This window comes from Actibacterium lipolyticum, assembly GCF_900184935.1.
Lineage (GTDB): Bacteria > Pseudomonadota > Alphaproteobacteria > Rhodobacterales > Rhodobacteraceae > Actibacterium_A > Actibacterium_A lipolyticum.
This window is the reverse complement of sequence record NZ_FXYE01000002.1, coordinates 945,791-970,729: the sequence shown is the minus strand read 5'-3', so window position 1 is coordinate 970,729 and position 24,939 is coordinate 945,791. Positions and strand designations below refer to the sequence as shown.

24 protein-coding genes are annotated in these 24,939 nt (G+C 59.0%); 15 read left to right on the top strand and 9 right to left on the bottom strand.

Annotated elements, in window-relative coordinates; translation table 11 throughout:
• Positions 1 to 3 precede the first annotated feature (3 nt).
• The gene (locus COL8621_RS13360; protein ID WP_093968585.1) at positions 4 to 843 is read right to left on the bottom strand and encodes a universal stress protein; all 840 of its coding nucleotides are present in this window, start codon (positions 841 to 843) and stop codon (positions 4 to 6) included.
• A 203-nt stretch (positions 844 to 1,046) separates the two neighbouring features.
• On the opposite strand from COL8621_RS13360, the gene ccoN reads away from it, so the two are divergent.
• The 8 genes from ccoN (at position 1,047) to ccoS (ending at position 8,963) form a co-directional block, all read left to right on the top strand.
• The gene (gene ccoN / locus COL8621_RS13355; protein ID WP_093967822.1) at positions 1,047 to 2,645 is read left to right on the top strand and encodes a cytochrome-c oxidase, cbb3-type subunit I; all 1,599 of its coding nucleotides are present in this window, start codon (positions 1,047 to 1,049) and stop codon (positions 2,643 to 2,645) included.
• 14 nt (positions 2,646 to 2,659) lie between these two features.
• A complete protein-coding gene (ccoO, locus tag COL8621_RS13350) occupies positions 2,660 to 3,385 on the top strand; it encodes a cytochrome-c oxidase, cbb3-type subunit II (RefSeq protein ID WP_093967821.1) in 726 nt (241 codons plus the stop codon).
• Between the two features lie 9 nt (positions 3,386 to 3,394).
• On the top strand, positions 3,395 to 3,598 hold the full coding sequence (locus COL8621_RS13345; protein WP_093967820.1) for a cbb3-type cytochrome c oxidase subunit 3: 204 nt from the start codon (positions 3,395 to 3,397) through the stop codon (positions 3,596 to 3,598).
• Positions 3,595 to 4,461 carry a cytochrome-c oxidase, cbb3-type subunit III gene (ccoP, locus tag COL8621_RS13340; protein ID WP_093967819.1) on the top strand — a complete coding sequence of 289 codons (867 nt, stop codon included), beginning with the start codon at positions 3,595 to 3,597 and terminating at the stop codon, positions 4,459 to 4,461. The genes COL8621_RS13345 and ccoP overlap by 4 nt, the downstream gene beginning before the upstream one ends.
• 256 nt (positions 4,462 to 4,717) lie before the next feature.
• Complete coding sequence (ccoG, locus tag COL8621_RS13335) at positions 4,718 to 6,148, top strand: cytochrome c oxidase accessory protein CcoG (RefSeq protein ID WP_093967818.1); 1,431 nt, start codon at positions 4,718 to 4,720, stop codon at positions 6,146 to 6,148.
• A 2-nt stretch (positions 6,149 to 6,150) separates the two neighbouring features.
• Positions 6,151 to 6,609, top strand: coding sequence for a FixH family protein (locus COL8621_RS13330; RefSeq protein ID WP_093967817.1), 459 nt, complete (start codon positions 6,151 to 6,153; stop codon positions 6,607 to 6,609).
• Between the two features lie 4 nt (positions 6,610 to 6,613).
• A complete protein-coding gene (locus COL8621_RS13325; RefSeq protein WP_093968584.1) occupies positions 6,614 to 8,797 on the top strand; it encodes a heavy metal translocating P-type ATPase in 2,184 nt (727 codons plus the stop codon).
• A 7-nt stretch (positions 8,798 to 8,804) separates the two neighbouring features.
• Entirely contained in the window at positions 8,805 to 8,963 is a 159-nt protein-coding gene (gene ccoS, locus COL8621_RS13320; RefSeq protein ID WP_093967816.1) for a cbb3-type cytochrome oxidase assembly protein CcoS, read from the top strand.
• Positions 8,964 to 8,974: 11 nt separating this feature from the next.
• On the opposite strand, the gene COL8621_RS13315 is transcribed toward ccoS, so the two are convergent.
• Both COL8621_RS13315 and COL8621_RS13310 read right to left on the bottom strand, forming a co-directional pair.
• The gene (locus COL8621_RS13315) at positions 8,975 to 10,426 is read right to left on the bottom strand and encodes a D-alanyl-D-alanine carboxypeptidase family protein (RefSeq protein ID WP_370804623.1); all 1,452 of its coding nucleotides are present in this window, start codon (positions 10,424 to 10,426) and stop codon (positions 8,975 to 8,977) included.
• A gap of 175 nt (positions 10,427 to 10,601) precedes the next feature.
• A complete protein-coding gene (locus tag COL8621_RS13310; RefSeq protein ID WP_093967814.1) occupies positions 10,602 to 11,303 on the bottom strand; it encodes an HAD family hydrolase in 702 nt (233 codons plus the stop codon).
• A 153-nt stretch (positions 11,304 to 11,456) separates the two neighbouring features.
• Between COL8621_RS13310 and clpS the strand changes: the two genes are divergently transcribed.
• Genes clpS through COL8621_RS13295 form a run of 3 tightly spaced genes read left to right on the top strand, consistent with a single transcriptional unit; the run spans position 11,457 to position 13,645 of the window.
• Positions 11,457 to 11,777: an ATP-dependent Clp protease adapter ClpS gene (gene clpS, locus COL8621_RS13305; RefSeq protein WP_093967813.1), complete on the top strand. Its 321-nt coding sequence runs from the start codon at positions 11,457 to 11,459 to the stop codon at positions 11,775 to 11,777.
• Between the two features lie 19 nt (positions 11,778 to 11,796).
• Entirely contained in the window at positions 11,797 to 12,795 is a 999-nt protein-coding gene (locus tag COL8621_RS13300) for a class I SAM-dependent methyltransferase (protein ID WP_093967812.1), read from the top strand.
• Between the two features lie 40 nt (positions 12,796 to 12,835).
• Positions 12,836 to 13,645, top strand: coding sequence for an SDR family NAD(P)-dependent oxidoreductase (locus COL8621_RS13295; protein WP_093967811.1), 810 nt, complete (start codon positions 12,836 to 12,838; stop codon positions 13,643 to 13,645).
• Here the strand turns inward: COL8621_RS13295 and COL8621_RS13290 are convergent.
• The gene (locus COL8621_RS13290; RefSeq protein ID WP_093967810.1) at positions 13,642 to 14,031 is read right to left on the bottom strand and encodes a hypothetical protein; all 390 of its coding nucleotides are present in this window, start codon (positions 14,029 to 14,031) and stop codon (positions 13,642 to 13,644) included. The genes COL8621_RS13295 and COL8621_RS13290 overlap by 4 nt on opposite strands.
• A gap of 142 nt (positions 14,032 to 14,173) precedes the next feature.
• On the opposite strand from COL8621_RS13290, the gene hemF reads away from it, so the two are divergent.
• Positions 14,174 to 15,064 carry an oxygen-dependent coproporphyrinogen oxidase gene (gene hemF / locus COL8621_RS13285; protein ID WP_093967809.1) on the top strand — a complete coding sequence of 297 codons (891 nt, stop codon included), beginning with the start codon at positions 14,174 to 14,176 and terminating at the stop codon, positions 15,062 to 15,064.
• 42 nt (positions 15,065 to 15,106) lie between these two features.
• Here hemF and COL8621_RS13280 read toward each other — a convergent pair whose 3' ends face one another.
• The 3 genes from COL8621_RS13280 to hemE all read right to left on the bottom strand — a co-directional run bounded on the left by COL8621_RS13280 (position 15,107) and on the right by hemE (position 18,453).
• Complete coding sequence (locus COL8621_RS13280; protein WP_093967808.1) at positions 15,107 to 16,084, bottom strand: hypothetical protein; 978 nt, start codon at positions 16,082 to 16,084, stop codon at positions 15,107 to 15,109.
• Complete coding sequence (locus tag COL8621_RS13275) at positions 16,081 to 17,334, bottom strand: hypothetical protein (RefSeq protein ID WP_093967807.1); 1,254 nt, start codon at positions 17,332 to 17,334, stop codon at positions 16,081 to 16,083. Before COL8621_RS13275 ends, COL8621_RS13280 begins: the two co-directional genes overlap by 4 nt.
• An 87-nt stretch (positions 17,335 to 17,421) precedes the next feature.
• A complete protein-coding gene (gene hemE, locus COL8621_RS13270; RefSeq protein WP_093967806.1) occupies positions 17,422 to 18,453 on the bottom strand; it encodes a uroporphyrinogen decarboxylase in 1,032 nt (343 codons plus the stop codon).
• A 104-nt stretch (positions 18,454 to 18,557) separates the two neighbouring features.
• Between hemE and hemC the strand changes: the two genes are divergently transcribed.
• Positions 18,558 to 19,499, top strand: a complete 942-nt coding sequence (hemC, locus tag COL8621_RS13265) for a hydroxymethylbilane synthase (protein WP_093967805.1) — start codon at positions 18,558 to 18,560, stop codon at positions 19,497 to 19,499.
• Between the two features lie 58 nt (positions 19,500 to 19,557).
• Here hemC and COL8621_RS13260 read toward each other — a convergent pair whose 3' ends face one another.
• Together COL8621_RS13260 and COL8621_RS13255 are read right to left on the bottom strand one after the other, a co-directional pair.
• Entirely contained in the window at positions 19,558 to 20,967 is a 1,410-nt protein-coding gene (locus tag COL8621_RS13260; RefSeq protein WP_093967804.1) for an FAD-binding oxidoreductase, read from the bottom strand.
• Between the two features lie 72 nt (positions 20,968 to 21,039).
• A complete protein-coding gene (locus COL8621_RS13255) occupies positions 21,040 to 21,732 on the bottom strand; it encodes an arylesterase (RefSeq protein WP_093967803.1) in 693 nt (230 codons plus the stop codon).
• On the opposite strand from COL8621_RS13255, the gene COL8621_RS13250 reads away from it, so the two are divergent.
• Entirely contained in the window at positions 21,731 to 22,420 is a 690-nt protein-coding gene (locus COL8621_RS13250) for an ABC transporter ATP-binding protein (RefSeq protein ID WP_093967802.1), read from the top strand. The two genes, COL8621_RS13255 and COL8621_RS13250, sit on opposite strands and share 2 nt — an antisense overlap.
• On the top strand, positions 22,417 to 24,939 hold the full coding sequence (locus tag COL8621_RS13245) for an ABC transporter permease (RefSeq protein WP_093967801.1): 2,523 nt from the start codon (positions 22,417 to 22,419) through the stop codon (positions 24,937 to 24,939). Before COL8621_RS13250 ends, COL8621_RS13245 begins: the two co-directional genes overlap by 4 nt.

The window sequence follows — 24,939 nt, the reverse complement described above, 5'->3', positions numbered from 1 at the left end:
GCTTTAGTGCGCCATCAACACAGGCACTTCGGCTTTTTCCAGCATGTTGCGGGTGGCGCCGCCCAGAATAGCCTCGCGGAAGCGCGAGTGTCCGTATGCGCCCATCACGATCAGATCGGCGTCAATGTCCTGAACATGCCGGCTTAGGACATCTGCGATGCGGGGCATTGTTTTGGCCAGTACCGCGATCTCTGACTTGATGCCGTGACGGCCCAGCATTTGCGACAAAAGCCCGCCTGGGTCAGAACGGTCGGGGCCGTGCTGAGGCGGATCAATCACCGCGATGTTCACGTAATCCGCCGCGCGAAGCATTGGAATTGCGGCGCGAATGGCCATCAAGGCTTCGGCGCTTTCGTTCCAGGCGATTACAATGCGTTTTCCGACGTCAGATGTGTCAGCTGCAACCGGCACCACCAGAACTGGCGCGTGGCCGTCGAACATGGCGGCTTCAAGGGCGGCTTCATCTTCGATGCCTTTATCGGGGCCATAGGGTTTTGGCATAACGACAAGGTCGGTGAACCGTGCGCGATGGGAAACCAAATGCGCAAGACCCGCGATTTGCGCAACAGCGGCTTCGCTGGACCAGCGAATTGTTTCTGCCGCCATGCGTTTTTTGACTGCTTTCTGGATCTCAACCGCATCTTCCTGAGCTTTTTGCAGGGTTTCCTGCATCAGCATCGCGTTGGTTCCGGCATAATAGTACCCCATCTGCGTGCGATCCACGCCAAGGCACAAGATGTCCAGATGCGCGTCTTCACGCGATGCCAGTGTGATCGCCTGTTCAAGCGCGGAAGCTTTCAGGTTGGGGTCAGTGACCACAGTCAGGATCGTTTTATATGCCACCGTAATTCTCCTCTGCGTCAGGATTGACGTATTGGCAGAGGTTAGCGCCGGGCTGCGGCGCAGGCATTGACCAAGATCAACCCCTTCGGCGCGACTGCTTGACATGGATCAATGCGGCTCTGTCTTCGGTGGGCGATATCCCAATCGTCAAAAATAGACCCGTCCGCCCACGAATCGGGACGGGAAAGACGAAGGGACGCACGATGTGGGACTATTTTAAGTTAGCCATACTTGGCCTGATCGCGTTGTTTGCCGCGATTGCAGCCAACTATGCCCGCGATGTGGCCTATCTGGTGAACGCGCTGACCATTATGCTTGTGGCAGGTGGCATGTTCTTGTGGATGGTTCGCACCGCTGGTGATGAAAAACCTGCACCCGAAACCGGGTATATGGACGGTGTTGTTCGGGCAGGGGTTATCGCAACCTGCTTTTGGGGCGTTGTTGGTTTTGCGGTGGGAACGTTCATCGCGTTTCAGCTTGCCTTTCCGTCGCTCAATTTTGAGTGGGCAGAAGGTTACGCTAACTTTGGCCGCTTGCGCCCGCTGCATACATCGGCGGTGATTTTCGCCTTTGGCGGCAACGCATTGATTTGTACATCCTTTTATGTGGTTCAACGGACATCAGCGGCACGGCTGTGGGGCGGTAATACCGCTTGGTTCGTGTTCTGGGGTTTTCAGTTGTTCATCGTTCTGGCGGCAACTGGCTATTTGCTGGGCGCGACCCAGTCCAAGGAATACGCCGAACCTGAATGGTATGTTGATTGGTGGCTGACAGTCGTTTGGCTGGCTTATCTGGCGGTGTTCATGGGTACGATCCTGAACCGTAAGGAAAAGCACATCTATGTGGCCAACTGGTTCTATCTGTCGTTCATCGTGACCGTGGCGATGCTGCATGTGGTGAACAACCTCAGCATCCCTGTTTCGATCTTTGGGTCCAAATCTGTTCAGGTTTTCGCCGGTGTGCAGGATGCCATGACGCAGTGGTGGTATGGCCACAACGCCGTGGGCTTTTTCCTGACAGCGGGCTTCTTGGGCATGATGTATTACTTCGTGCCGAAACAGGCCGAACGCCCGGTTTACAGCTATAAGCTTTCGATCATCCACTTCTGGGCGCTGATCTTCCTTTATATCTGGGCTGGTCCGCACCACCTGCATTACACGGCGCTGCCTGACTGGGCCTCGACGCTTGGCATGGTGTTCTCGATCATGTTGTGGATGCCGTCTTGGGGCGGGATGATCAACGGCCTGATGACGCTTTCGGGCGCGTGGGACAAGCTGCGCACTGATCCGATCATCCGCATGATGGTTGTGTCTGTCGGCTTCTACGGCATGTCCACGTTCGAAGGGCCGATGATGTCCATCAAAGCGGTGAACAGCCTTAGCCACTATACCGACTGGACGATCGGTCACGTGCATTCCGGCGCGCTTGGCTGGAACGGCATGATCACATTCGGCGCGCTTTACTTCCTTGTGCCAAAACTGTGGAACCGTGAACGCCTGTACAGCCTAAGCATGGTTAGCTGGCATTTCTGGTTGGCGACGATCGGCATCGTTCTGTACGCGTCGGCCATGTGGGTGTCGGGCATCATGGAAGGCCTGATGTGGCGCGAAGTCGATGCGCAGGGTTTCCTTGTCAATTCGTTCGCTGACACCGTTGCGGCCAAGTTCCCGATGTATGTCGTACGCGGCTTGGGCGGTGTGCTCTACGTCGCTGGCGCGGTCATCATGTGTTACAACCTGTGGAAAACCGTCACCTCGGTTTCGGCTGCTGCCGAAGCCCCGGTTGCGGCTCCCGCTGAATAAGGGAGGCAGCAACAATGGCTATCCTCGACAAACATAAAGTCATCGAGAAGAACGCATCGCTGCTTTTGGTGTTCAGCTTCTTGGTTGTGACCATCGGCGGGATCGTGGAAATCGCACCGCTTTTCTACCTCGAAAATACCATCGAAGAGGTGGACGGCGTGCGCCCATATTCCCCGTTAGAACTGACCGGGCGCGACATCTATATCCGCGAAGGGTGCTATGTCTGCCACAGCCAGATGATCCGCCCAATGCGGGACGAGGTGGAGCGTTACGGACACTACTCGCTTGCGGCTGAATCGATGTATGACCATCCGTTCCAGTGGGGTTCCAAACGAACGGGGCCGGATCTGGCGCGGGTCGGTGGGCGCTATTCGGATGAATGGCACGTCGACCACATGCGGGATCCGCAGTCGGTTGTGCCTGAATCCGTCATGCCTAAATACGCGTTCCTAGAGCGTAAGATGATCGACGGCGAATACATCGAAGACAACATGCGCGTGAACCGCATGGTTGGTGTTCCTTACACCGACGAGATGTTGGAAAACGCGCAGGCCGATTTCACGGTTCAGATTGATCCGTTCGGCGACACCGACGGGTTGTTGGAACGTTACCCCAATGCGCAGGTGCGCAACTTTGACGGCGCGCCGGGCATTTCGGAAATGGATGCGCTGATCGCTTATCTGCAAATGCTGGGTACTTTGGTTGATTTCTCGACCTTCGAACCTGTCGCGAACCGGTAGGGGGCAATCATGGATATGTATTCGATCACCCGCCAATTCGCTGACAGCTGGGCGCTGTTGTTTCTGACACTGTTCTTTGTGGGCGTGGTTGTCTGGGTGTTCCGCCCAGGCAGCACGCCGGGGCACAAAGAAAGCGCCAACATCCCTTTCCAGCACGAAGATAAACCCGCCAGTGACGCGGACGACGCGCATATCAAGGAGGCGCGGACATGAGCACCGACAAAAAACAACCTGATGAGGTGGAAACCACCGGCCATTCTTGGGACGGTATTCAGGAATACAACAACCCGCTTCCGCGTTGGTGGCTTTATTCCTTCTATGCCTGCATCGTTTACGCGCTTTTGTATATGGTTGCGTATCCGGCTTGGCCGCTGGTCAAACAGGCCACACCGGGTTTGCTGGGCTATTCCACCCGCGCCAACGTCGCCGCAGAAATTCAGCGGTTTGACGACATGAACGCCCCGATTGAGGCCAAGCTGGTTCAGGCCGAGCTGACCGAGATTTCCGCCGATCCTGACATGATGAACTATTCGGTGAACGCGGGTGCGGCGGTTTTTCAAACGTGGTGCGCACAGTGCCACGGTTCGGGCGCGGCCGGGGTTCAGGCCTCGGGGTATCCGAACTTGTTGGATGATGACTGGCTGTGGGGTGGCGCGATCGAAGATATCCACCTGACGATCAGTCACGGCATTCGGAACGAGCAAGACGAAGACGCCCGTTATTCCGAAATGCCTGCGTTTGGCGAAATCCTCGAGGAGGAGGAGATCGCCCAGGTCGTGCAATATGTCCGAAAGCTTTCAAACCAAGACCATGACGCTGCTCTGGCGACATCTGGAGAGACTGTGTACCTGGACAATTGCGCGGCCTGCCATATGGACGAAGGCACCGGCGACCGCTTTCAGGGCGCGCCGAACCTGACCGACGCCATCTGGCTTTATGGCGGCAGCGACGAGGCAATCACCTATACCGTTGAAAACGCCCGCTTTGGCGTGATGCCGAACTGGAACACCCGGTTAAGCGAAGCGGAAATTCGCGCTGTTTCCACCTATGTCCACCAGCTTGGCGGTGGCGAATAACACGGCTTCCGGGGGCGTTCGCGCCCTTGGTTGAATGCGCCGGCCCCCGTCCTGTTCGCGCGTTTCCTGGGGACTGGCGCATTTCAAGGAACCGAGGTTCCGCCACCAATTCGCTGGGTGGTGGTCCTCGGTTTCTCATTTTGGGCGTCGCCCGATAATTCTGCATTTTCGGTATAGGTTTGATCCACGTCAAAGATGGCGCGCGGTGTTCGGTGCGAGAAACGCCTAACGCTAGCAACGAACACAGAGTGATTCCGTGAGCTCAACAGATCAAACACCCCAACGTCTTTATTCGGCCAGGGAACCCATCTTTCCCCGCCGCGTCAGCGGCCCGTTTCGCAATCTGAAATGGTGGATCATGGCCCTTACGTTGGGTGTGTATTACCTGACCCCATGGATACGCTGGGACCGCGGCCCAAACTTGCCCGATCAGGCTGTGCTGGTCGATCTGGCGAACCGCCGTTTCTTTATGTTCTGGATCGAAATCTGGCCCCACGAATTCTATTTCGTCGCGGGGCTTTTGATTATGGCGGGGCTTGGGTTGTTCCTGTTCACATCCGCCCTTGGGCGGGTTTGGTGCGGGTACACCTGCCCGCAAACTGTCTGGACGGACTTGTTCATTCTTGTCGAACGATGGGTCGAAGGCGACAGAAACAAGCGCGTCAAGCTGTGGAACGCAAAATGGGATGCCCGCAAGGTTCGGTTGCGGGTTACCAAGTGGGTTCTGTGGCTGATGATCGCGCTGGCGACAGGTGGGGCGTGGGTCTTTTATTTCACCGATGCGCCGACGCTTCTGAAAGATTTGGTAACCTTCACCGCGCATCCCGTCGCCTATACGACAATTGCGGTTCTGGCCGCCACGACCTTTGTGTTCGGCGGCTTCATGCGCGAACAGGTCTGCATTTACATGTGCCCTTGGCCGCGCATTCAGGCCGCGATGATGGACGAAGACACCATCACAGTTGCCTATCGCGATTGGCGGGGCGAACCGCGCGGTAAACACCGTAAGGCCGAAGGCGCCGACAAGCTGGGCGATTGCATCGACTGTAACGCTTGCGTCAACGTCTGCCCAATGGGCATCGACATTCGTGATGGGCAACAGCTGGCCTGTATCACCTGCGCACTTTGCATTGATGCCTGTGATGACGTGATGGCAAAAATCGGCAAGCCGCGCGGGTTGATTGATTATATGGCCCTGACGGACGAGCCGCGCGAACGTGCCGGCAACCCGCCCAAGTCGGTCTGGAAACATATCTTCAGAACGCGGACGATCCTTTACACGACCCTGTGGTCGGCGGTTGGCATCGCGCTTGTCGTGGCATTGTTCATTCGCCCGGATCTGGACCTGACGGTGTCGCCTGTGCGTAACCCGATCTATGTGACCATGTCCGACGGGTCGATCCGCAACACCTATGACGTGCGGCTGCGCAACAAGCATGGGGAGGTGCGCCCGTTCCGCATTACGGTCAGCGGTGATCCAGCCCTGCGGGTGCAGGTTGAAGGGACGCCCTATCAGGTGGTGGATGTGCCTGCCGATACCTCCAAGCTTCAGCGGGTTTATGTGATTGCGCCCAACGGCTCTGCCCCGGCGCTGGACGAACGGACCGAGGTACGCATCTGGGTCGAAGACACAAGCAACGGTGATCGCGCTTCTGCCGAAACTGTATTCAATGGAAAAGGAAACTGATCATGGCCCAAAAAGAACTGACAGGGCGCAAGGTGCTGTTCATCACGGTTTCCGCGTTTTCCATTATCATCGCGGTGAACTTCTTTATGGCGTTCAAGGCCGTGGGCACCTTTCCGGGGCTAGAGGTAAAGAATTCGTACGTGGCCAGCCAAGAATTCGACGCCCGCCGCAAGGCGCAGCTGGAATTGGGGTGGACCGTGGATGGCGCGTATAACGACGGTACGCTTTCCCTAAGCTTCGCCGAGGCGCAAGGCGGTGCCGTTGCGCCAAAAGAATTCAGCGTTCTGATCGGGCGCACGACCGAAGCCCGCGATGACATCCGCCCCGAATTCACCGGTTACGCGGGCGAATATTCTGCTCCGCTGCAACTGGATCGGGGCAAGTGGATGATGCTTGTGCAGGCCACAGCCGAGGATGGAACACCGTTCCTGCAACGGCTAGAACTGCATGTCCGGGGCTGACGCGATGACAACACTGGCCCAACGCCCGTCGGCCTGTCCCGCCTGCGCCATTGCCCCCGCTGCCGAAGCCGTCGGCAAGGCAGATGCACCAAGCGATACGCGCATCCTTCTGTCCCTTCCCACAATTCACTGCGCGGGATGTATTTCGGCGGTGGAACGTGGCTTGAACGCGGCGCCCGGCGTCCGGTCGGCCCGCGTGAACCTGACCCTAAAACGCGTTAGCGTTGAGGCAGAGCATGACGTTTCTGCCGAAGACTTGGTCGATGTGCTGGACCGTTTGGGGTACGAGGCGCACGAACTTGACGCGGGCATTCTTTCGGCCACCGCGACCGATAGGGCAGGGCGCGACATTCTTATGCGCATGGCCGTTGCCGGTTTCGCGATGATGAACGTTATGCTGCTGTCGGTCGCCATTTGGTCGGGTGCCGCGGATGCGACGCGGGATATGTTCCACTGGATTTCGGCCGCGATTGCCCTTCCGACCATCGCGTTTTCCGCGCAGCCGTTTTTTCGCAACGCGTGGACGGCGCTTTCGGCGCGTCGGCTGAATATGGACGTTCCAATTTCGCTGGCCATTCTGTTGGCGGCGGGGATGTCCCTTTATGAAACTATGCTGTCGGGCCGGCACGCCTATTTCGATGCGGCCCTGTCGCTGACGTTCTTCCTGTTGGCGGGCCGCTACCTTGACCACCGCACACGCGCCGTTGCCCGATCCGCCGCCGAAGAATTGGCCGCGTTAGAGGTGCCGCGCGCCTTGCGCCTGACGCCAACCGGCGAAGAAACCGTTGCGATTGCCGAACTGGCCGTGGGCGACATCGTACGCGTTAAACCCGGTGGTCGGGTGCCCGTGGATGGCATCATCACCGATGGACAAAGCGAGGTTGATCGTTCCCTTCTAACCGGCGAAAGCCTTCCGGTTTTTGCGGGCAAAGACAGCATCGTTAGCGCGGGCGAGGTTAACCTGACCGGCCCCCTGACCGTTCGCGTCACCGCGGCGGGCGAGGAAAGCTCGCTTCACCGTATGGCTGATCTGGTCGCTGTGGCTGAAAGTTCGCGCAACCGTTACACATCGCTCGCGGATCGTGCGGCGCAGATTTATGCGCCGGGTGTGCATCTGCTGGCGCTGTTTGCGTTCGTTGGCTGGGTGGTTGCGTCGGGCGACGTGCGGCTTGCGCTGAACATCGCGGTTGCAGTGCTGATCATCACGTGCCCCTGCGCGCTGGGCCTTGCCGTTCCTGCGGTGACCACGGCGGCGTCTGGGCGGTTGTTTAAACGTGGGATGCTTATCAAAGACGGCACCGCGCTGGAACGCTTGGCCGAGGTGGACACCGTGGTCTTCGACAAAACTGGCACCCTTACGATGGGCACACCCGAGGCATCCAATTTGGGCGATCACCCCCGGCGCGAGCTTGAGGTTGCCTTGGCGTTGGCCAGCCAATCGGCGCATCCGTTGGCGGTTGCCCTAACCGATGCCGCGCGCAAAGCAGGCATCGCGCCCGCACGCCTTGGCGATGTGAAAGAGGTGCCGGGATACGGCATCGAAGGAACATGGGGCCAAATACCCGTTCGTTTTGGCCGTGCCGCTTGGGTGGGCGCAACGGCGGGTACATCAACGGCGGCGTGGCTGCGGATCGGTGACGGCGAACCGATAGAGTTTACATTTGCCGACAGCCTGCGCCCCGGCGCAGAAGAAGCCGTGCGCGCGTTCAAAGCGCAAGGCAAAGCGGTGCACCTGATTTCCGGCGATGCGACGGCCCCGGTGGCGGAACTCGCCGCGCGGCTGGGTATTGACGCGTGGGTGGCCGAAGCGTTGCCCGAAGACAAAGTTGCCCGTGTTCAGGCGTTAAGCGATGCGGGGCAGAAGGTGCTGATGGTTGGCGACGGGCTGAACGATGCGGCGGCGTTGGCCGGTGCGCATGTTTCGGTTTCGCCCGCAACGGCGTTGGACGCGGCGCGGGTCGCGTCGGATATCGTGCTGTTGGGGAAAGACCTGTCGCCCTTGGGCGATGCGGCCATCACGGCCGGTAAAGCGACCCAGCGGATCAAGGAAAATTTCACCATCGCCGGGCTTTATAACCTGATCGCTGTGCCGATTGCCTTGGCGGGCTTTGCCACACCGCTTGCAGCGGCCTTGGCGATGTCGGCTTCGTCGATTACGGTTTCGCTGAATGCGCTGCGGCTAAGGTAACGAACACATGGAAATGCTGGTTTATCTGATCCCGATCTCGCTCTTTCTGGGCGGTCTAGGGCTTGTGGCGTTCTTTTGGGCGCTGCGCTCGCGGCAATTCGAAGACCCCGAAGGGGATAGCCGCCGCATTCTGAACGATGATTGGGATGACGCGCCTAAACCATAGGCGCGTCAGGATCAGGATGGCCCGAAGGTGGAACATTCCGCGCCGCGCGATTCCAACCTACGGCAGGCAAGGGCGGCTTGTTCTTTCGACATTCCAACGAAATTGGCGTCAAATCCTCGGCTGTTTTTGCTGACTTTGCGCAGGGCATTGTCCAGCGTTCCCAGCTCTTTCAGGGCGGTTTTCAGCAACACACGTTCCGCTTCGTAACGCGAACCATAGCGGCCCACGTTGATCCCCCAATGCCGCCCGCTTGAGGTAGAGACGCGTGTCACCACCTCTTGCTGCTCGGGTTCGATAGACGCAAGCTGCAGATCGCTTGGGCGTGCTTTGGGCTGAACGGTTATGACCGGCGCGCTTGCCTTGGTCACGACCTCGGGCTTCTTCTGTGGCGCAACGGCGACTTCCTGTGTCGCGGCTTCGGCCACGGCCTGTTTGATGTCGTCTTTCAGCGCCAGCATCAGCTCTTCTGGAACCTCTGGCGTTGCTTGAACGGGGCGTGCTTTAGGTACGCGCGATTTCTTAAGCGTGGTGACAAGGCGAATGGTTTTGCCCGCTGGAACGCGGTCATTGCTGGCCACTGCGGTGCCACCGCCGACGCGCCCTGCATATGCGGGACGCTTGGGTTTGCGGGTCGCAATACGGGAGGGTGCCCGCTGAAAGCCAAGGTCAAGCAATTCGGCCACTTTGGCGTTGCGGGTCGCGGTGGAACGGCCGCCAAAGACGGTTGCGATGATCCGTTCGTTGCCACGCTCTGCCGAAGCGACAAGGTTAAAACCAGCGGCGCGCGTGTACCCGGTTTTGATACCGTCAGCGCCCTTATAGCTTCTAAGGAAGCTTCGGTTGGTGTGGTAAACCTCTTTCACGCCAGCGTTCGCAGTGATGCGTGAGAACAGGTTATAATACTCGGGATAGTCATAGAACACGTGGCGGCCCAGCTTGGTCATGTCACGTGCTGTCGACATATGGCCGACCTCTGTCAGGCCGTGCGCGTTTTTAAAGTTCGTGCGGCTCATGCCCATCGCCTTGGCGGTGCGGTTCATGCGGCGGGCGAACGCGGCCTCGCTGCCTTCGATGGCCTCACCAATGGCGGTGGCTGCATCGTTGGCGGATTTTACGGCCGCAGCCCGCAAAAGATAGCGCAGCTTGATCTTTTGCCCGGCCCGCAGGCCCAGCTTGGATGGCTGTTCAGAAGCGGCCTTTTTCGAAATGCGCACCATCGTATCAAGCGAGATTTCGCCATGCTCAATCGCTTCGAACGCGACATAAAGCGTCATCATCTTGGTCAGCGATGCGGGGTGCAGCTGTGCGTCGGCGTTGCGAGCATGCAAAACCTCGCCGCTGCGCGCGTCGATAACCATGGCCGCGTAAGGTGCGGCAAATGCGGTGATTGGACTGGACGCTAGAAATAGCGCCAGAAACACGTGGAAAAGCCCTTTGCGGACACACTGCCCCAAGATCTGCACGGCGATCGCCTTTTACTGCCTCATGCCGCCGGATTTTTCCGGTCAGCTTATTTTTGATTGAGGCCAGCGTAACATAAGCTTCCAAACCGCAAAACAGCTAATTTTCAAGGTGTTTAAGGGTGAAGCTGAGGTGCAACCAATATATTGAGGTCAGCAAGGCGCCAGCCACCAGATGTCAACCAAGGGAGGCCACAAGCGCCGGTAAATTTCCCAAATCGGTTAATTCGTGGAAACGGGGCTCTTGTTTGGGGGGCTCGGCGTGTTCCAGTTCCCAAGTGTGATCATGGGGCACGAAAACGCCCCACGCACCCGCGTCAATCGCCGGAATAACGTCTGATCGCAAAGAGTTACCCACCATCATCGCGCGCGCGGCACCATCGCCGTGGCGTTGGAAAATGTCGCTATAGATGTCGGGCGTTTTGTTCGAAACGATTTCGACCCCATCAAACAGATCGCCCAAGCCGGACTGGGCCAATTTACGTTCCTGATCCAACAGATCGCCCTTGGTGATCAGCAAAATACAGTGGCTTTCAGCCAGCTCTTTCACGGCTTCGGCGGCATGTGGAAGCAGCTCTATCGGGTGCTGAAGCATGTCTTGCCCCGCCGCCAAAAGCTGGGAAATAACGCTGGCAGGCACGCGTTCTTCGGTGACTTCGATTGCGGTTTCGATCATCGACAACACGAACCCCTTAACCCCAAAACCGTAATGCCCAAGGTTGCGCTTTTCAGCCTCTAGCAGGCGCGCCTGAAGGTGGTCGGCATCCGCATAGGCGGACAACAGATCCGCGAATCGTTCTTGGGTCATGCGAAAAAACTGTTCGTTCTGCCACAGCGTGTCGTCCGCATCGAAGCCTATCGTGGTCACGTTAACCGACATTTAACCAATCCTTCGACAATGTTCGGGTCACAGTAACGCACTATCGCGCCGGCCCCCTTTTCAGATGGGATACGTGCCATATATAGATGTGCTCAAGTCCCAACCATCCGAAACATGCGGAGCGCGAGTTTGGTCAGACGCTACCCTCATCAGATGTCCGATAAAAAGGACCAACCCGAAGACGACGCTGGCGTCATTACGCAGACGCGCCCAAAAACCGATCGTCCGCCGCTGTATAAGGTGATGATCCTGAATGACGATTACACGCCGATGGAATTTGTCGTTCACGTACTGGAACGTTTCTTCGGTTTAAGTCATACACAGTCCTTCGAACTTATGTTGACGGTTCACAAAAAGGGGCTCGCTGTGGTCGGGGTATTTTCATACGAGGTTGCTGAAACCAAAGTGGCGCAGGTCATGGACTTTGCTCGCCGTCATCAGCACCCGCTGCAATGCACCATGGAAAAGGAATAGGGCATCGCCCGCCTGACCTATGCGTAATTCCCGCCTTTCCATCGCTATCGACGATCTGAACCTTCCCGACGAAGGTACCATCGCCGTGTTCCGTCCACGGTCTGACACTGACCTTTCGGCACTGCCGAAAGAGCGTGTGCAGATCATCCAAGGGTTCAAGCCGGACTATGATGTTTGGGCCGCGCGTGGTTTCGACTGTACGGTCGCGCCCTCGGGGCCATATGCCGCCGCGCTGATTTTTGTGCCCCGCGCCAAGGCCGAAGTGCGCGCCTTGCTGGCCACCGCGAACGAAGTGGCGGCCGGTGGGCTGGTCATCGTTGATGGGCAAAAGACCGATGGGATCGACAGCCTTCTAAAGGAATGTCGCAAACGCACGGATGTTGCCGCGCCGCTGTCAAAGGCACATGGCAAGCTGTTCTGGTTTCCTGCCGATGCCGCCGCCTTCGCGGATCTGGCGCCAAGTACGACAACCCAATTGCCCGAAGGGTTCCAAACAGCGCCCGGTGTGTTTTCCGCTGATGCGGTTGATCGCGGATCGGCGATGTTGGCCGATGCATTACCACCCAAGTTGAAGGGCCGTGTGGCCGACCTTGGGGCCGGGTGGGGCTATCTTGCGGCGCAGGTGTTGGATCGTGCCGGTATATCGGAGCTGCACCTGATCGAGGCAGAGCATGCCGCGCTGGAATGCGCCAAGTCCAACGTCACGGACCCACGCGCACAGTTTCACTGGGCGGATGCCACGCAGTTTACGCCAGCCACGAAATTCGATGTCGTCATCTCAAACCCGCCATTTCACACAAGCCGCGCGGCCGACCCCAACTTGGGCGTCGCATTCTTGGCCGCAGCGGCACGTATGCTGACGACCTCGGGGCAGTTGTGGATCGTGGCAAACCGGCATCTTCCCTATGAGCGTAGCCTTGCAGAGCTGTTCATAGAGGTTGAAGAGGTCGCCGGTGACGCAGCGTTCAAAATCCTCCATGCAAAGCGGCCTATTTCGGCGGCTCGCCGTGGGCGCTGAAACCCACTAACCTGCCAAAGTAGAATCAGGAGTTTCGGCCATGTCATTCTCTATCGCCGGGAAAACGGCCATCGTAACCGGCGCTGCCAACGGCGTGGGTTTGGCCATTGCGCGGCACTTTACCAGCCGTGGTGCAAACGTGATGTTTGCGGATATGGATGAAACCCGGCTGGTCGATGAGATCGGGCAGGAAGCGGAAAAAGAAGAAAACGTCAGCTATTTCGCGGGTGACCTGCGAGAGCGTCTGACGATTGCCAACCTTCTATCGGCCACGCTGGATGCGTTTGAACGGGTTGATATTTTGGTCAACGCCAGCCGCCAGATGATGCCTTCTGACCCGTTGAACCCTGATGACGATGCAGTCGAACAATTGCTACAGCAAAACCTGTTCCCCAGCTTGCGGCTCAGCCAATGTGTGGCCAAACGCATGATCAAACAGGCGGAAGCCGATGGTCAGGAAGAAGGCAGCGTTGGCGCGATTATCAACCTGTCGTCCATCGCGGCACGCCGCGCGCATCCAGAACTGTTGGCCTATTCGGTTAGCTGTGCCGCGCTTGATCAGATGACGCGTTCGTTGGCCGTTGCGCTTGCGCCAGAACGTATTCGCGTGAACGCCGTCGCCTTTGGATCTGTGCTAAGTGCCAGCCTGAAAAGCACCTTGAAAGAGCATTCGGACTATCGCGCCGACATCAAAGATCACACACCGCTTTCGCGCATCGCCAAGGCCAGCGAAGTGGCCGAGGCCGTGCAATTCCTGGCGTCCGAGGGGTCATCATTCATGACTGGTCAAATCATGACCGTGGACGGCGGCCGCACTCTGTTGGACCCGGTGAATTCGCCCGCGCACTAAGCGTTGGGGTATTGCCGCGCGCAGATTGCCAGCGCGGTGGCGGTTCGTGTCTTAAGCTCTGCGAATTTGACCTTCAGGGTTTTTAGCTTTGCGCGCTCTTCATCAAGGTTGATGGCGACGGGCTCTTCGACGGTGCGTGTTTCGCTCGTATTACAGAACGAAATGCCGACTTGGCCGTCACCGGGGCGCTCTGCCCAGCATACAGTCAGGTTCGGCCGTTCGATCACCCGTGTTTCAAGCGCATATCCGCGCGCGATGTTCTGTTCGGTTTCTACGATCAGGGCGCTTACCACGTTCAGGTCGTGCTTGGCGGTTCGTTCGCATTGTTCGCGCGGGGTCGCGCAAGCGGCCAACGGCAGTAGAAGAGCAAGGGCAAGACGACGCATGAATAGGCTCCAATTCAAGTTAAGGGCACTATAGGCGCTAAGTTGCCGCACACAAATTGCTTTGATGTCGCTATCGGCGTGCTGGCAAGCATATGCCAAAGCTGATACCGAAATGCCCGACCGCAAATAGAAAGGCCCTGAAATGAGCGAGCAATTTGATGATCGCAAGGCACGCGCCTCTGCTTGGTTTCGCACATTGCGCGACGAAATCGTCGCTGCGTTTGAGGGGCTGGAAGACAGCCAGACCGAAGGCCCGTTTGCCGATCAACCCGCCGGGCGGTTCGAGGTGACAGAAACAAAACGCAGCGCCGAAGATGGTAGCGACGCAGGCGGCGGATTGATGAGCGTGATGCGCGGCGGGCGCGTCTTTGAAAAGGTCGGCGTCAATGTTTCGACCGTTTACGGCCAGCTTGGCGAACGCGCACAAAAAGCGATGGCTGCACGTGGTGTGCCAGGAATGGCGGATGATCCGCGTTTCTGGGCGTCGGGCATTTCGCTGGTGGCGCATATGCAGAACCCGCATTGCCCAGCGGTTCACATGAACACCCGAATGTTCTGGACCCCGCACGCGTGGTGGTTTGGCGGTGGGTCTGACCTGAACCCTTGTATCGAATACGCCGAAGATACGGCCCATTTTCATGCGGTTCAGAAAGAGCATTGCGACCGCCACGACGAAGGTTTTTACCCACGGTTCAAAGCGTGGGCCGACGAATATTTCTATGTCCCGCACCGTGGCCGCGCGCGCGGCGTTGGCGGTATCTTTCTTGATGATCACAACACCGGCGACTGGGAAACCGACTTTTCATTCATTCAGGATGTGGGTCGCGCGTTCTTGCCCGCCTACGTTCCGCTGATCGAAAAGCGCCGCAACACCCCATGGAGCGACGCCGACAAAGACACGCAGCTTGTTCACCGCGGGCTCTATGCCGAATATAATCTGGTCTATGATCGGGGGACGAAGTTCGGGCTGGAAACCGGCCACGATGCCAACGCGGTGCTGATGAGCTTACCACCACTGGCCAAGTGGGTCTAAAAGCCTCCGGCCCGGATGAACCGGGCCGGTATGTTTGGATCGTTACTTGCTTTCAGGCTTCATAAACTTGGCGGAACCGTCGCCCGCGGACTTAAACGCGCCACCACCGTTTAGAATTTTGATGCCGCCGCCAGCTTCGGGTTTTTCTTCGTCGTCCCCGCCCATCATCTTTTTCGCGGCTTCTTTTAGTGCTGCGAATTTGGCGAAGCGTGAGCTGTCTTCGGTTTCTTGGTAATTCGTCCGGTCGGTAAGGGTGACTTCCGCCGCGGGATCGTTCAGCCACTTCAACGTGCCCGACGCCGCAATCGTGGTCAGGTTACCGTTGTCTTTACGGCTGACTTGGAAGTTTGAAATGGCACATGTGCCTTTTTCTTCGCGCAGGGCGGTGCATTCTTCCAAAATCGCATGGTGCAGGTCCAGTTCAACCTCGTCTGCGGCACTAATTGGGATATCGCGGGTCGCGGATCGGTCGATCGGCAGATTGACGTGTTTGGTTTCAAGGCTGAAGCCATCTTTCCCTTCGATATCACCCAAGGGATAGGCGGGAAGATAGGCCAGCTCTGCTGTCACCTTAAAGAAACCGTCTTTCTTTTCGTCAACGTCGATACTGCTGAACGCGCAGGATTGGGCGAAGGTGGCAAGGGGCAGGTCGCAGCCCTGCATCATGTATTTGGGCGCGCGCGCCTGAACCCACAGTTCGTGGAATTCGGGTGCAGGGGCTTCTTCACCGTCGGCAAGCAAGGCGTCGACTGTGAAGGTCTGCGTATAGGTGACCTGCCGTAGGGCAGTAAATTTCTCTGCGCTGAAAATTGCATCGGCGCGTTTGTTCTTTTTGTGATTTCCCCAAGCGCTGTCAATTTTGCGCCCAAGACCCATCAATGCGTTAGAGGATTCCTCTGTGTTCTCACCATTGATTGCGCGGGTGAATTTGTCGGCGCGGCTAAGGACCGTCACGTTAAGAAGCAAGATGGGCAGGCCAAACAGCAAAAGCACCCCAAGGCGAAGGATCCAAGTACTCATTCTGTACGCTCCACGATTGCAGGGATGACAAGGGTTAGGTCTTCACCAAGTGCTTGACGGGCCAAAGTGTTTTGAATCTCTGCGATCGAAGCAACGCGTTCTGCCGCAGGGCCAAAATAGATGTGTTCGAAGTCGGATATTTTCACCGTTGAACCGCTGATAGATCGATAAGGAACCTTTGGCGCATCCGCGGCGGGCATCGGCCCGACCAAAACATGCGCGACGCTGGCAATGCCAACTGCGTCTTGTGCCGCGGGGAAGCCGAACCGTTCTTCGAACCAGTTGGAATATCGTTCGTGCACGGCGTGACCGCGCAGGATCACCTCTTCTTCGCGACCTTCGCGGTAATGTCCTTCATCGTAGTAAGAGCTGATGGATTGCCACGCCGGGATGTTTGCCAGAACCTCATTCTGGTCGGTCCCGGATTTGCGCATGTTCTTGATGAAACCCCAATGGTCCGCCGGTTTGCGGGCCGGGCCCATGGCGCAATCATCCAAGAACGCGTTCGATATTTCGACAGGCGTTTCCGGCGTCGGCGGGTTGACGGCCGTTGGGGCATAGGAAACAGCCGCGATATGGGCGATTTCGACGCCTTCGGCGGGAAGGATGTTCCACAAAATACGGGACGAAACTGATTGCAGGATCAAATAGACGGGCGCCGAGGTGTCGGTCACGACAACATCAACCTTACGCAGCGCACCTTCGGCGATGTGCTTGCCCCAAGTTGTTGCAGCGGTGCGTTTGCGATGTTGTTCGGCAAACCACGAAATCGTCGATTTGGCGATACCACTGTCGGTGACAACATGAAGCCCGGTTTCAACGCCGCTGCCGGTGCCGATAAAGACGTTTGCAATTGCCTCTCCCTCGGCGGGCTTGCGGAATTGGCAGTCTGTAATCGGCGCGACTTTGGTGACCGCGGCGGGGTGTGCCACGTTGTTGGATTTCAAAGATGGATAACCTTCGACGGCATCCAGAATGGAATAGGATTTAAGATCGGCCGCGATCATCAGCGGGGTCTTTTCGGTGTACCCACGCAGGTTGGCTGACCCTAGTTTTGACGGGTCTTTCTTGCCGCTGACAGAAGTAAGAGAGGTAACCCCACCGCCAAACAATGACGGCTTGCGGACAGAGGGGGCAGACACGCCGCCATCCGCGCTTGTTTCTTCTTTCTGGTCGCTTTCCCACGTTGTTATCAACACGAATGCGCCGATTACGCCAGCAAGCGTTAGTATCACCTGTGATGGTTGCATCAAAAAGCCCCGGAAACAATAATCACCTAATGGTTGATTGCATCCAGTTCTGGGCAACAATGGGGCAAGAGCCGTACGATTTGTGGATTAGCCGCGGATCGCCTCTAGCATGACGTGAACGTTGTCGGGGTTTGCGTCAGGCGTGATTCCGTGACCCAGGTTGAAAATATGGGGCCCACCCGAGAACGCTTTTACGATACGCTTCGTTTCGTCGATCAACGCTTGCCCGCCCGTAACCATATGGCCCGGCGCCAGATTACCCTGCACACAGCCATCAACCTGCACGTGTTTTGCGGCCCAATCGGCCGAGACAGAGTTATCAAGCGCGACACAGTCGGCCCCAGTTGCCTTGGCAAAACCAATATAGCCGTCGCCCGCTTCGCGTGGGAACGCGATGACGGGAATGTCGGGGTGGCGGGCCTTTAGGGCGGTGATGATTTGCTTGGTCGGTTCCAGCGCATATTTGGTGAATGCAGCGCCCTTCAGCGATCCGGCCCAGCTATCGAAAATCTTGACCACTTCGGCACCGGCTTCGATCTGTTTTGACAGGTATTCGATGGTGGCCAGCGTGATCCGTTCCATCAGCGCATCGAAGGTGGCGGTTTCTTCGGTCATCAACTTGTGGGCTGGGGCCTGATCGGGCGTGCCGCGCCCGGCAATCATATAAGTCGCCACTGTCCACGGTGCGCCAGCAAACCCAATCAGTGCCGTCTCGTCGGGCAGTTCATGCGACAGGATGCGCACGGTTTCATAGATCGGGTTCAGCGTTTCGTGGATGTCATCGATCGGCTTTAGCTTGGCGAAATCATCCGCGCCGGTGATCGTCGAAAGGCGTGGCCCTTCGCCGGTAACAAACCACAGGTCCGCACCAAGTGCTTGGGGGATCAGCAGGATATCGGCAAACAGGATCGCCGCATCGAACGCATAGCGGCGGATCGGTTGCAACGTAACCTCGGCCGCCAGTTCGGGGTTATAGCAAAGCGACAAGAAATCACCGGCCTGCGCACGGGTTGCGCGGTATTCTGGCAAATAACGGCCTGCTTGGCGCATCATCCAAACCGGCGGTACGGCCTGAGTTTCCCCTGCCAGCGCCCGCATCAGTTTCTTGGTTTCCGCCATGTTCGCCCCCTTCGGATTTCGCCAACAGGTCGTCACCTGCCTGCGGCCGCATGTCAAGGGCAGGGTGCATTGTCACGACGCCGCAGCGCGATTAGACAGGGGGCATGACCATGATGCTTCCGACTCCCGCCTCACCCCTGAAAATCGGCACGCGCGGCTCTCCGCTGGCGCTGGCGCAGGCTAACGAAACGCGCGACCGGCTGGCCGCCGCGTTCGATTTGCCGCACGAGGCGTTCCAGATCGTCGTTATCAAAACGACCGGGGATAAGATCATCGATCGCCCGCTGAAGGAAATCGGCGGCAAAGGTCTGTTCACCAAAGAGATAGAAGAGGCGATGCTGTCAGGCGATATCGACATCGCCGTTCATTCGATGAAAGACATGCCGGTGGAACAGCCCGGCGGGCTTGTTTTGGATTGTTACCTGCCTCGGGAAGATGTGCGCGATGCGTTCGTGTCGGCAAATGTTGCGCGGTTGGCCGATCTGGCCCAAGGCGCGACCGTTGGCACCTCCAGCCTGCGTCGCCGTGCACAGTTGTTGAATTATCGCCCAGATCTGAACGTGGTCGAATTCCGCGGCAACGTGCAGACCCGCCTGAAAAAGCTGGCAGATGGCGTGGCCGAGGCGACGTTCCTTGCCATGGCGGGCCTGAACCGTCTGGGCATGTCCGAAGTCGCAAAATCCGCGATTGAGGTGGAAGAGATGCTGCCCGCCGTCGCCCAAGGTGCGATCGGCATTGAACGGCGGGGCGACGACGCACGTGTTGCGAAGATGTTGGACGCGATCCACCACACGGAAACCGGCCAACGCCTTGCGGCTGAACGTGCGTTCCTTGCGGGGTTGGATGGGTCTTGCGAAACGCCTATCGGGGGGCTTGCCACGCTTGACGGTGGAACGCTGCACCTAAAGGGCGAAATCCTGCGCCCGGATGGTTCGGAACGGTTGGCGGATGCCCTCAGCGGCCCGATTGAGGATGGCGCAAAACTTGGTGCCGACCTTGCCGCCACCCTGCGCGCCCGCGCAGGTGAAGGGTTCTTCGATCATTGAATGCGCCCACCTGAGACGCCGTAGGCGTCGAGGTGAAGGGAGTGGCGCGGGACGCGCCTCAACTTGGTAACAGCTTGCCCGGGTTCATGATGCCCGTGGGGTCAAACGCCGCTTTGATCTGGGCCATCATGTCCAACGCCACGCCATCCTTGCGCCGCCGCATCGTCGCCAGCTTGGAAAGCCCGATCCCGTGTTCGGCGGAAAAGCTGCCGCGCAGGTCGGCGACGATATCCTCAACCGCTTCGCGCAGAGTATCTATCAACGCGGCGTCGTCCCGGCTGGGCCAGATGGCATAATGCAGGTTGCCGTCGCCCAAATGCCCGACGGTGATCGTATCTGCGCCTTTGTCCAATTCCCCCAACCGCGTTTCCATCCGTTCAAGGAAAATGCCCACGGCGTCCAAGGGCAGGGCGATGTCATTGTCCACCAGCGGAAGGCGCGAAAAGGTGATCTCTGCCGCCGCCTCGCGCCGCTCCCACATCTCGGCGCGCTGAGCTTGTGTTTGCGCGACGACCGCGTCCAGCAATGCGCCGTTTTCCAACATATCGGCCAAGGCTTCCTCTAATTGAGTCGCAACGGGTATGCTGCCATCAGGCTGGGGTGCGGCGTCGCGCGGGGCCGTTGCGCCGACTTCGACCAGAATGTTCACTGCATGGGTTTCAGCAAACACCGGGCGTAGGTCAGGGCGGCATTCTGCCAGACGCGCCATGTATTCGGCGGGCATGTATTCAAACGCCTCCACCGCGCCGCCGGTTTCTTCTTGCAACCTGTTCAATAACGACAGCGCATCGCCCAGCGTTGGAACCGCGACCATCGCCGTGGCATAGGCGCGCGGCTTTGGGCGCAGTTTCAGCACGGCGGCAGTGATGATACCCAGCGTCCCCTCGGCCCCGATGAACAGATCCTTCAGGTCGTATCCGGTGTTGTCTTTGTGTAGTTCGCTCATCAAATCCATCACGCGCCCGTCGGGCAGTACGACCTCTAAGCCTAGGCACAGATCCCGGGTGTTTCCGTATCGCACCACGTTCGATCCGCCCGCATTGGTGGCCAACACACCGCCCACCATTGCCGACCCGCGTGCGCCAAAGGTCAGGGGAAAGATCAGATCCTGCGCCTCTGCTGCGTCATGAAGGGATGACAGGATCACGCCCGCCTCAACCACCGCGACCCGTGCGTCGGGCCGGATTTCGCGAATGGCGTTCATCCGTTCCAGCGAAAGCATCAGCGCCCCATCGGCAAACGCGCCGCCCGCCAGCCCGGTCTTTCCAGAAACAGGCACAACGGGTGTGCCCGTGTCACTGGCAAGCCGCATGATGGCACACACTTGATCGCGGTTGGCAGGGCGCAGTACGGCGCGAGGCTGACAGGTGTACTTTCCCGTCCAGTCCTTCCCGTAAGCCGCCGCATCATCCCCTGTCAGTACATGTGCGTCGCCCACGATGCCAACCAATTGCGCGATCAATTCCATACGATCCTCCATCCGTTGGCGGCACCATCGGGGAAACGTCGCGGGTTGACCAGTGCCGCTAAGCGCCCGCACTCAACGCGCGCGGGAAATAAGCTCCAATACGCTTGGGCCCATCGCCTCGACGATCAGGGCAACGCCCTTGGCGCTTGGGTGGATGCCGTCGGGCTGCATATAGATGCGCATCGCGCCCTGCATGTCTTGCCGTTCGGTGATCGCCGACAGAAAGCTTTCAAAATGCAGCGCCTCGTATTGGGTGGCCAGTTCGGGATAGATGGCATCAAACGCGGCCTTATATTCTGGCCCGTAATTGTTGGGCGCAGGAACGCCGACCAGCATGACCGGCACGCCCTTTTGCTGCGCTGCATCCAGAATTCCAACAAGGTTGGCGCGGCTGACCTCGGGGGCGATGCCGCGCAGCAGGTCGTTGCCGCCAAGGGCGACAATCATCGCATCCACGTCATCCGTCAGGGTCCATGCGACCCGGCTTAGCCCGCCTGCTGTCGTATCCCCCGACACGCCCGCGTTGATCAGGGTTGCCTCGGCACCTTGCGCGGAAAGCCACGCCTGAAGCTGCGGTACGAACCCTTCCTCTTGTGGCAGGCCGTAACCTTGGGTCAAACTATCCCCAAGTGCCGCGATGGTTATGTTTTCAGCAAGCGCGGGCACAGTCAGGGCAACACTTGCCGCAATCGCCACGCAAAGCTTGCGCAATGCCCTGCTTGCCCCATATCGAAACAAAGAGATTTCTGACAGAAAGCCCACCATGGCCGATCCGATCCTTTCACTGACCGATGTTACACTTACCCTGAAGGGAAACGCCGGCGCGGTCGAGATACTGCATGGCATTTCGTTGGACGTAAACCAAGGCGAGACACTGGGCCTAATCGGGCCGTCGGGGTCGGGCAAATCATCGCTCCTTATGTTGATGGGCGGGCTTGAACGCGCCACGGGTGGCAAGGTTTTGGCGCTGGGTCAGGATTTGACCGCGATGAACGAAGACGCGCTGGCCCGGTTTCGCCGAAATCATATGGGGGTGGTGTTTCAGTCTTTCCACCTGATCCCGACCATGACCGCGCTTGAAAACGTGGCCACGCCGCTGGAACTTGCCGGTGCGCCCGATGCGTTTGACCGGGCCGAAGATGAATTGCGCGCCGTGGGCCTTGGCACGCGGATTGATCATTATCCAAGTCAGATGTCGGGCGGTGAACAGCAACGTGTGGCCCTTGCCCGCGCCGCCGCGCCGCGCCCTGACATCCTGTTGGCGGATGAACCCACCGGCAACCTTGATGGCGCGAATGGCGAGGCGATTATGGAGCTGCTGTTCGGGCTGCGTGACAAACACGGATCGACGCTGGTTTTGGTAACACATGCCCCCGAACTTGCTGCGCGCTGTGACCGGGTTGTGCGCCTTTCTGATGGCCGGGTTGAAGCGCAAGCAAAGGCCGCAGAATGAACATGCGGGTCGCCGCCCGGATCGCCCGGCGTGAATTGCGCGGTGGATTGCGCGGTTTCCGCGTGTTTCTGGCCTGTCTGGCGCTTGGCGTCGCGGCGATTGCGGCTGTCGGCTCTGTCCGGGTCAGCATCGAAGATGGGCTGAAGGCCAACGGGGCCGTCATTCTGGGCGGTGATGCACAAGTAACCTTTACCTACCGTTTTGCCGAACCGGCAGAGCGCGCTTGGATGAACGGCATCGCCGATCAGGTGTCCGAGGTCGTCGATTTCCGGTCGATGGCGGTGGTCGAACGTGCAGAGGCCACCGAACGGGCCCTGACACAGGTGAAAGGGGTCGATGACCTTTACCCACTTTACGGATCGGTAATGTTGGCGCCTGACCTGCCTATCGCGCAGGCGCTGGCAGGGGATCAGGCCGTGATGGCGCGGGTGCTGGCGGATCGGTTGGGGCTGTCCGTCGGTGATCAGTTTAAGCTGGGCGTCAAGGCCTTCACGCTGTCGGCAATTCTTGAACGCGCGCCCGATGATGCCGGGGGCGGGTTCAGCCTTGGCCCGCCAACGATTGTGCGCACGGATGCTTTGGACGGGGCCGGGTTGATCGAACCGGGCACGTTGTTTGACACCCATTACCGGATGATCCTGCCCGCCAACGCCGACCTTGTGGCGCTAGAGGCTGAGGCGAAGGACAAGTTCAGTGATACCGGCATGCGCTGGCGCGACAGCCGCAATGCCGCGCCGGGGATGACGCGCTTTGTTGAACGGATCGGGGCGTTTCTTGTGCTTGTCGGTCTGGCGGGTCTGGCCGTTGGGGGTGTCGGCGTTTCGGCGGCGGTGCGGGCATATCTGGATGGCAAGACGGCCGTGATCGCGACGCTGAAAACCCTTGGGGCCGAAGGGCGCACGATTTTCACCGCCTATCTGATGCAAGTGGGCGCGCTGGCGGGGCTTGGCATCGTCATTGGTCTGGCGATTGGCGCGCTGGCCCCGCTGATCTTGGGCCCGGTGATCGAGGCGCAGTTGCCCGTTCCCGCTGATTTCGCCTTCCATGCCGGCCCCTTGGCCGAGGCCGCGCTTTATGGCGTGCTGACCGCGTTGTTGTTCACCCTGTGGCCGCTGGCGCGCACGGGAGAGGTGCGCGCGGCGGCGTTGTTCCGCGATGCTGCTGGGCCAGAACGGGCGATGCCGGGGGCAACCGTTTTGATCGCCATCGTGGCGCTGGCGGTTGCGTTGATCGGCGCGGCAGCTGTGCTGTCCGGTGTACCCAAGTTGGCGCTTTCGGCGGCGGGCGGGATCATTGGCGCGCTGTTCTTACTGGTGCTGGCGGCGCGCGCTGTGCGCTGGCTGGCGCGGCGTGGGGCGCGGGCCAAAGCGGTGCGTGGCCACACGGCGCTGCGTCTTGCGCTGGGTGCCGTTGGCGGGCCGGGGGGCGAGGCGACGTCGGTCGTTCTGTCCCTTGGGTTGGGCTTGTCGGTGCTGGCGGCTGTCGGGCAGATCGACGCCAACCTGAAAAGCGCGATAGCGGAAGAGCTTCCTTCCGTCGCGCCCAGCTATTTCGTTGTGGATATTCAGCCTGACCAGTTGCCCGGCTATCTGGACCGTGTGGAAAACGACCCCGGCGTTTCAAAGGTGCAGGTCGCGCCGATGCTGCGCGGGGTGATCACGCAAATTAACGGCAAACCCGCGGCAGAGGTTGCAGGCCCACACTGGGTGCTGCGTGGTGATCGTGGCGTGACCTATTCTGCCACTCCGCCCGAAGATACAGTGATTACCGAAGGCGAATGGTGGCCCGAAGATTACGCCGGCCCCCCGGTCATGAGTTTCGCCGACGAAGAAGCCCGCGAAATGGGCCTGAAGCTGGGCGATGACGTTACCGTCAACATTCTGGGGCGCGAGGTGACGGCAAAAATTACCAGTTTCCGCGTCGTGGATTTTTCGACCGCTGGCATCGGATTTGTACTGTCGATGAACCCCGCCGCGCTGCGCGGTGCGCCGCATTCGGCGATCTCGACCATCTATGCGGACGAGGCGGCAGAGGCGGCGCTGCTGCGCGATCTGGCCTCGGCCTATCCCAACATAACGGCGATCCGTGTGCGTGACGCGATTGACCGCGTGTCAGAGGTTCTGACGGGCCTTGCCGCCGCAATCACCTATGGCGCGATGGCGACGTTGGTCACGGGGCTGTTCGTGCTGATTGGTGCGGCGGCGGCTGGCGAACGCGCGCGGGTGTTCGAAGCGGCGGTATTGAAAACCATCGGTGCGGTGCGCGGTCAGGTGCTGACCTATTTCGCGCTGCGATCCGCCATTCTGGGCGCTGCAGCAGGCGTGGTGGCGGTGCTGACGGGCGCAATCGCTGGCTGGGCCGTGATGACGTTTGTGATGGAAGGCACCTATCGTTTCGAACCGATGTCAGCCCTTTTCATCATCAGTGGCGGTATCTTTGCGACGCTGATCGCGGGGCTTGCCTTTGCGCTGCGCCCGTTGGGAAACCGCCCGGCACAGGTGTTACGCGCGCGGGAATAG